This is a genomic window from Streptomyces aurantiacus JA 4570 (assembly GCF_000414115.1).
In the GTDB taxonomy this organism is placed as follows: domain Bacteria; phylum Actinomycetota; class Actinomycetes; order Streptomycetales; family Streptomycetaceae; genus Streptomyces; species Streptomyces aurantiacus_A.
The window spans coordinates 25,364-33,154 of record NZ_AOPZ01000132.1; the positions used below are offsets into that span (position 1 = coordinate 25,364).

Below are 7,791 nucleotides of genomic sequence, written 5' to 3' on the forward strand. Positions count from 1 at the left end.
GGGGAAATATAGCCCCTTCGGCGTTTTAGGAGCGGGGTCTGGGGCGGAGCCCCTGGGGCGGAGCCCCAGAAGAGGCGGCGGGCCGGTGGGGGGCTACTTCCTGCGGGAGTCCCTGCCGCAGGCGTAGGAGAGGGGGGAGATGACTTCCTCCGCGTCGGGGAGCCAGCGGTTGGCCGGGGTGGGCCGGTTGGCCCACTGCACCGCGCCGGAGGCGCCGAAACGGGTGGGCGGCGCGGCGACGTACGCGCCCTCACCGAGGGTGACGAGGTCGAGGGCGGCGGGCGGCCAGCCCAACTTGCGGACGAGGTCCGGGACTTTCGCCGAGGCGCCGGGCAGCACGAAGAACTGCATGCGCCGGTCCGGCGTACACGTCACGGGGCCGAGCGTCAGCTCCATCCGCTCCATGCGGGCGAGGGCGAGGAAGCCGGCCGTCTCGGGCACGTCGATCGCGTCGAACGTACGCCCCGTCGGAAGCAGGATCGAGGCGTTCGACTGCTTCGCCCACATCCGCCGGGCGACCGTCGCGCTGCCCGTGGCCTGCGTGGGCCAGTCGTCGCGCACCGGGTGCGCGCCGGGCGCGGGGCACGCGGCCTCGCCGCACGAGCAGCGCCACGTGCCCTCGACGGACTCGAGCCAGGCGCCGGGGAAGACATCCCAGTGGCGCTCCTCCGCGTACCGAACGGCCGTGTCCTGCAGGGCCTCTCCGCGCTGCTTCGGGATCTGCGCGGCTGACGTGACTCCCATGGTCTCTTCCACGCAGGTCTCAACTGCCCGCGTCATGTGGGGTTACGGGGTGTCACGTGCGCGGGGGAGGAGCATCGATCCTGCTGCGGGGCGCATGGGTGCACGGGTGGGGGCGCGCATGGGCAAGGGGGGCCCGGCGCGGGTAGCCACGTCAAGGGCAGTCGGAGTTCACCCAGGTTCACCCGGCTCGCCGACTTGTGCTGTGCTCTGTTGTGTTCTACGTCATTACACGTCTTTCTGCCACGCTCTGCCGCGTTCCGCTCTATTGCGCTGCTAAACGCCACGAAAGGCTGTGAAATACGGAGTTCCCGCAGGTTGCAGCTCATTTGTGGTGCTAGTGGTGCATCTTCCGGTTGTTCCCAGGGCATTGATCATCTGGGCGATGCGGGCAAACCGGCCCGGACCGTTCCTCATTCGACATCCACATCCGAAGTTCCAGATGGTCCACGGTGCACACAGGGGGTACGCCATGGCCGCCAGGCCACTCGTCGCGCGGCAGCCCAACGAACGGCTGCAGGCGCTCATTCAGGAAGCCGGCTGTTCCAACGCCGGCCTGGCCCGTCGCGTGAACATGTGCGGCGCGGAGCACGGTCTCGATCTTCGTTACGACAAGACGTCGGTGGCTCGCTGGCTGCGCGGCCAGCAGCCGCGCGGGCGCGCGCCGGGCATCATCGCCGAGGCGCTCGGCCGCAAACTGGGGCGCACGGTCACGATCGACGAGATCGGCATGGCGAACGGCAAGAACCTCGCCTCCGGCGTGGGGCTGCAGTTCTCGCCCACCGTTCTCGGCGCGATCGAGCAGGTCTGCGAGCTGTGGCGCAGCGACGTGGGGCGGCGGGACTTCCTGTCCGGCTCGTCCGTCGCCGCGTCCGCGCTCGTGGAGCCGAGCCGCGACTGGCTCATCTCCTCGCCGGACGCGCAGGTCGGCCGCACGGCCGGGCCGCGCGTGGGGCTCTCGGACGTGGCCGCCGTCAAGGCGATGACGGAGGCCCTGACACAACTGGACCACCAGTACGGCAGCGGGCATGTGCGCCCCGTCGTCGTGCACTACCTCAACTCGGTCGTCTCCGGGCTGCTCGCGGGCTCCTACCGCGAGGCGGTGGGGCGCGAACTCTTCGCGGCCGTCGCGCGGTTGACGGAACTCGCCGGGTACATGGCCGTGGACACCGGCCAGCCGGGCCTGGCCCAGCGCTATTACATCCAGGCGCTGCGCCTGGCCCAGGCGGCGGGCGACCGGGGGTACGGAGGGTACGTACTCGCGGCGTCGATGAGTCACCTCGCCGCGCAGCTCGGCAACCCCCGCGAGATCGCGCAGCTGGCGCGGGCGGCGCAGGAGGGGGCGCGCGGGCGGGTCACGCCGCGCGCGGAGTGCATGTTCTACGCCGCGGAGGCGCGGGGACACGCGCTGCTCGGCGACGCCCGGTCCACGCAGGTGGTGGCGGGGCGCGCGGTCGAGGCGATGGAACGCGCCACGGGCGAGGAGGACTCGGGCGACGACCCGGTGTGGATCCGCCATTTCGACCAGGCATATCTGGCCGACGAACTGGCGCACTGCCACCGCGACTTGGGGCAGGCCGACGCGGCCGCCCGGCGCGCGGAGGAGTCCCTGGCCGGGCATCCGCCGACGCGGGCGCGGCGCCGCGCCATCGGTCTGGTGCTGCTCGCCACGGCCCAGGTCCAGCGCCGCGAGGTGGAACAGGCATGCCACACCGGCCTGAAGGCCATCGAACTCCTCGGCACCCTGCGGTCCAACCGCGGCGCGGAGTATCTCGACGACTTCCAGCAGCGGCTCGAACCGTTCCGGGAGGAGCCGGTGGTAAGGGAGTTCGGTGCGCGCCTCGACCTCCAGGCGGCGTGAACCCCGTTCGGCGGGAGACGTGGGCTCTCCATCTCCCTTAAGGAGCCCTTAACAGCGTCTCCCGCACAACTTCTGTTACTCCTGTGGCGTCTGTGTCAGGTGCGGTGCTTACCGCCTCCTGAGCTGCGTGGCAGAGCGCCGCGGGGACCCGGTAGCGTGAGCCGACGTTCCGAAGGTCCCCCATTCGTAGGAGTCCCGGTGACGCAGCAGAGCGGGCAAGGCGCTGCTTCCTCCGAACCGCAGCAACCCGCGGCGCGGCACGCGCACGAGGGCATCGTGCTGCCGGCGGACGGCAGCGAGCCCCTGATGCCGGGCACCACCGGCGACCACGCCGCCCCGCCCGTCGGCAGCCCCTGGGGCGACCCCTGGGGCCCGGAGCCGACGACTCCGGCACCGGGCGCGGGCGCGGCCTGGGACGCCCCGCAGCAGGACCCCGCCGGGCCGCAGCCGCCTCGGGGCGGGATGCCGCTGCCCCCCGAGGGCACACCACTGCCGCCCACGGCGCCGCCGCCCGCGTCGTACCCGGACGCCGCCGCGTACGGGAGCCAGGGGGCGCCGATGCCGTCCGAAGGCGCCGGGCAGGGGTACGGCCCGGTGCCGGGGCAGATGCCTGCTCAGGTCCCGGGGCACGGGGCCGGTCAGAGTCCGGGCCGAATACCCGGCCACGGCTCCATACCCGCCGAGGGGCACCTCATGCCGCCCCAGAACCAGAACCAGGACCAGGGCCAGGACCACCAGAACCAGGGCCTGCCTCAGCAGCAGGGCCAGGGCCTGCCCGGCACTTCGTACGACGGGTCCGGCAGGCACGGCGGGGCGCACGCCGCGTACGGCGGTGTCGACGCTTCGTACGGCGGCCACGGCGCCGCGTACGGCGAGAACGACGCCTCGTACGGCCAGCACGGCGGCAACACCCCCTCGTACGGCGAGAACGGCGGCCACGGCGCCGCGTACGGCCAACACGGCGGCAACGACGCCTCGTACGGCCGGCACAGCGGCAACACCCCCTCGTACGCCCAGAACAGCGGTCACGACGCCTCCTACGGCGGGCACGGCTCCGCCCCGCTTCCGCCCGCTGCCGGAGGCGGAAGCGGGCGGCACGCGGCGCCCGCCGGGCCCGACGCCGAGGCCACCCAGTTCATCGCGCCGGTCGACCCCGGCACCCCCGCGGCGCCGGGCGCGCTTCCGCCCGAGATGCCCGCCGACGGCGCCACCCAGTTCCTGGGGCGCGCGCAGGACGTCGTCCCGGGCGCGGCGGCCCCGGACGACAACGCGCCCACCCAGTTCATCGCGCCCGTCACGGACAGCGGCGCCCCCGCCGCCTCGGCCTCCGCTCCGTACGGCGTGCGCCCCGGCGCCCCGGGCGACCGGCAGCCGCCCGCCGAGGTCGACAGCCTCTTCCCGCCGAGTTCGACAGCCTCTTCCGCCGGGAGCCGGAGCCCGACGAGGGCCCCGCGTCCACCCAGCAGATGCCCCGCTTCCAGGTGCCCGCACCGGGCCCCGGCGTACCCGCCCCGGGCCCCGAGCCCGAGCCCGGGCGGCAGCGCCGCGGCCGCGGCGGCTCCAAGCTGCCGCTCCTCGCGGCCGTCGGCGTGGGCATCGCCGTGCTCGGCGTCGGCGCGGGCGCGATGCTCAGCGGGGGCGGCGGCGGTGGCGACGACGACAAGAAGGACGACAACAAGTCGCTCGCCGCGACCGAACCGGCCGAGAGCGACAAGCCGTCACCGTCCGCCGACCCCTCCAAGAAGCAGGCGGTCGCGCTGGACAAGCTCCTCGCGGACAGCAACAACAGCCGCGAGACCGTGATCGGCGCCGTGCGTGACGTGGGCAAGTGCTCGAACCTGAAGCAGGCCGCCACCGATCTGCGGGCCGCGGCCAAGCAGCGCGACGGCCTCGTCGGCAGGCTCTCCGGCCTGACCGTCGACAAGCTGCCGAAGAACGCGCAGCTGACCGCCGCGCTCAACAAGGCGTGGAAGGCGTCCGCGTCGGCCGACAACCACTACGCCGCGTGGGCCGACCAGGTCGCCCGCAAGAAGGGCTGCCGCAAGGGCCACGCCCGGCAGACCAACCACTCGGCCGCGGGCAACCGGGCGAGCGGCGAGGCGACACAGGCCAAGCAGCAGGCCGCGACCCTGTGGAACGCGATCGCGCAGCAGCACGGGCTGACCAAGCGGGACCGGACGCAGCTGTAGCGGGGCGGGCGGATTCGTCAGCGGGCGGATTCGAGGGTCTTCGCCACGTTCACGAAAGCCTTGCGGGCGAGCACGAGGCGGCCGTCCCGCACCACCTGGAAGGTGACGTCGGCGTTGATCAGGCGCGGGTAGTCGCCCGCCGCGAGCATGTCCTCGAAGCGCCAGCTCAGCATGGGCGTGAGCCCGCCGGTGTCCACCCGCAGCCCCTGGTCGAGGGTGCGGCGCAGCGCGCGGGGCGTGACGTCGTCGCCGTTCAGCGACTCGACGGCCTGGCGCAGGACGGTGAACGCGATCCAGGTGGTCTGTACGCCCGCGTCCGCCGCGTCCACCCGGTTGTCGCCGAACGCCTGCTCGCGGATGACCTCGCGCATCTTCGACCAGCGCTTGTCGCTGCCGTCCGGGTACCAGCCGGTGACGTACGCCCCTTCGTACACGCCTTCCGCGCCGCCCGTGCGGTCGATGAGGGACTGGTCGACGCTGCCGAGCACGGAGGCGGTGCGCACGTCCGGGTACGTGTCCTCGGTGCGCCGGAAGGAGTCGAAGAAGGTGTCCGTGCGGGCGCCGAGCGCGGCCGCGACGCAGCCTTCCTTGCCGCCGGAGCCGGAGCCGGAGCCGGAGCCGGAGTCCGCGTCGGACCCGGAGGCTGTGGCCGTGGCGCCGACCGTCCTCCCCGAGCCGCCCTCGGACACGCGGTCCAGGGCCTCCTCGGCCTGCGTCGTGTAGTCCGAGGCGTCCTCGGGGGCCCGGATGTCGGCGGACGCCGCGTTGTGGCCCTGGGCGAGGCCGGAGTCCAGGAGCTTGGAGAGGTTGTCGCCCGCGATGGTGTCCGGCCGCACCAGCGAGACGCGGTCGCAGACACCGGCGAGCTGCCGCCCGTTGCCCGCGATCAGCGCGGGCTGCCCGCCGTTGACGGGGTACGACAGCGGGCTCGAGAACTCCTCGTCGGTGAGCCCGTAGCCGCCGATGTACGGGATACCGGCCGACTCCAGGGGTCCCATGAAGGCACGGCCGTGCTGGCTGTAGGAGCCGACGACGGCCGCGACGTCCTCCTTGACCGCCTCGCGGGCGCAGTTGCCCGCGCCGACCGGGTCGTTGCGCTCGTTGCAGGTGACGACTTCGAGCTTGCGGCCGTCCAGGCCGCCGTTGGTGTTGATCCAGCGGGCGTACGCCTCGGCCATCGCGGGCATGCCGGGCTTGTTGGTCGCCTTGGTGTGCTCCGGCGCCCAGGTCATGACTTTGACGGGGTCATCCTCGGAACCCCCCGTGGTACCGGGGATGACCCCGCAGCCGACGGCCACGGACGCACACGCCGCCACCGCTGCCGCGCTGAGCAGCGCTTTTCGTGCTCGGGGCGCGGTCTCGGCGGGACGGGGAGGGAAGACGCGTCGCAAGGCGGTCATGGACACGCACGATTCCGTCAACGGGCCAACCTGGGAGTGACGCGCACCCAACGGTTGGTGACCAAGGCATGAACTGGTGGGGCCGTAAACGCGTGGGGGATGTGGGAACGTACGATCGATGACCGTGCAAGGAACGGAGAAGTCTTCCCGTCGCGGCCGTCGGTCGACGACCATAGGCGGCATGCCAACGAACGACATGCCGTGGTGGCGCTGGCGCAGCAATGTGCGCTCGGCGCTGCACATGCTCTCGGACCCGGTCTTCCAGCGGGAGTGCTGGCTCGCGGGGCGCGAGGAGTACGGGGACGTGACCGACGCCGTGTACCGCCTTGTCGAGGACACGTGGCTGGACAACTGGTCGGCGGAGAAGTACGTCGGGACGATCTTCCGGGACCCGCAGGAGGCCGCGCTCGTCGACGCCGCGGTGCTGCGGGTCCTCCGGATCATGCACGAGGTCGGTCCGGACGCGGCGGTGGCCGTGTATCTGGACCACCCGGGCTGGCCGGACGCGGTGCGGGCGGCGCGCGACGCGCACGTGCGGCTCGCGGCCGGCGACGGGGACGATCCGGACGGGCAGCCGCGGACACTGGAGGTCCTGCGGATTCTCACGCGGTCGGGGTGAGGTCCCGGATATGGGACCCTGGGCGGATGAACGAGCAGTCCGCCGTCGCCAGTGACCAGCGCGCCGACCGCGCCGAGCAGTACGTCCTCACGCTCTCCTGCCCGGACAAACAAGGCATCGTGCACGCCGTGTCGAGCTATCTCTTCATGACCGGCTGCAACATCGAGGACAGCCAGCAGTTCGGCGACCACGACACCGGACTCTTCTTCATGCGGGTGCACTTCTCGGCCGAGGCGCCGGTGACGCTCGACAAGCTGCGCGCGAGCTTCGCGGCCATCGGTGACTCCTTCCAGATGGACTGGCAGATCCACGGGGCCGACGACAGGATGCGGGTCGTCCTGATGGTGTCGAAGTTCGGCCACTGCCTGAACGACCTGCTGTTCCGCTCGCGCATCGGCGCGCTGCCGGTGGAGATCGCCGCGGTCGTCTCCAACCACACGGACTTCGCCGAGCTGGCCGCTTCGTACGACGTTCCCTTCCACCACATTCCGGTGACGCGGGACACCAAGGCCGAGGCGGAGGCGCGGCTGCTCCAGCTGGTGCGGGAGGAGAACGTCGAGCTTGTCGTGCTCGCCCGCTATATGCAGGTCCTCTCCGACGACCTGTGCAAGCAGCTCAGCGGGCGGATCATCAACATCCACCACTCGTTCCTGCCGAGCTTCAAGGGCGCGCGGCCGTATCACCAGGCGCACGCGCGCGGCGTGAAGCTGATCGGTGCCACGGCGCACTATGTCACCGCCGATCTCGACGAGGGGCCGATCATCGAGCAGGAGGTCGAGCGGGTGGGGCACGGGGTGACGCCCGACCAGTTGGTCGCCATCGGGCGGGACGTGGAGTGCCAGGCGCTGGCGCGGGCCGTCAAGTGGCATGCGGAGCACCGCATCCTCCTGAACGGCCACCGGACCGTGGTGTTCGCCTAGCCCGGCGCGGGGCTGCTTTTCGGCTTTCGGTGCCGCCGCTCCGCGGCGGATCTCTCCCACC

General features: G+C 72.2%; 6 protein-coding genes. 4 read left to right on the forward strand and 2 right to left on the reverse strand.

From position 1 onward, the window contains the following. Positions 1-93: 93 nt before the first annotated feature. A complete protein-coding gene (locus STRAU_RS15020; protein ID WP_037659546.1) occupies positions 94-780 on the reverse strand; it encodes a bifunctional DNA primase/polymerase in 687 nt (228 codons plus the stop codon). Positions 781-1,213: 433 nt separating this feature from the next. On the opposite strand from STRAU_RS15020, the gene STRAU_RS15025 reads away from it, so the two are divergent. Both STRAU_RS15025 and STRAU_RS44435 read left to right on the forward strand, forming a co-directional pair. After that, positions 1,214-2,602 (forward strand): NsdA family TPR-like regulatory protein, encoded by a 1,389-nt coding sequence (locus STRAU_RS15025; RefSeq protein ID WP_016641182.1) that lies wholly within the window; start codon positions 1,214-1,216, stop codon positions 2,600-2,602. Between the two features lie 1,466 nt (positions 2,603-4,068). Then, on the forward strand, positions 4,069-4,791 hold the full coding sequence (locus STRAU_RS44435) for a hypothetical protein (protein WP_016641183.1): 723 nt from the start codon (positions 4,069-4,071) through the stop codon (positions 4,789-4,791). Positions 4,792-4,808: 17 nt separating this feature from the next. Here the strand turns inward: STRAU_RS44435 and STRAU_RS15035 are convergent, their stop codons facing one another. Then, positions 4,809-6,191: an ABC transporter substrate-binding protein gene (locus tag STRAU_RS15035; RefSeq protein ID WP_037659548.1), complete on the reverse strand. Its 1,383-nt coding sequence runs from the start codon at positions 6,189-6,191 to the stop codon at positions 4,809-4,811. Positions 6,192-6,309: 118 nt separating this feature from the next. Between STRAU_RS15035 and STRAU_RS15040 the strand changes: the two genes are divergently transcribed. Next, complete coding sequence (locus tag STRAU_RS15040; RefSeq protein ID WP_078621220.1) at positions 6,310-6,810, forward strand: SCO4402 family protein; 501 nt, start codon at positions 6,310-6,312, stop codon at positions 6,808-6,810. A gap of 26 nt (positions 6,811-6,836) precedes the next feature. Continuing rightward, entirely contained in the window at positions 6,837-7,730 is an 894-nt protein-coding gene (gene purU / locus STRAU_RS15045) for a formyltetrahydrofolate deformylase (RefSeq protein WP_016641185.1), read from the forward strand. The last annotated feature ends 61 nt before the right edge of the window (positions 7,731-7,791 follow it).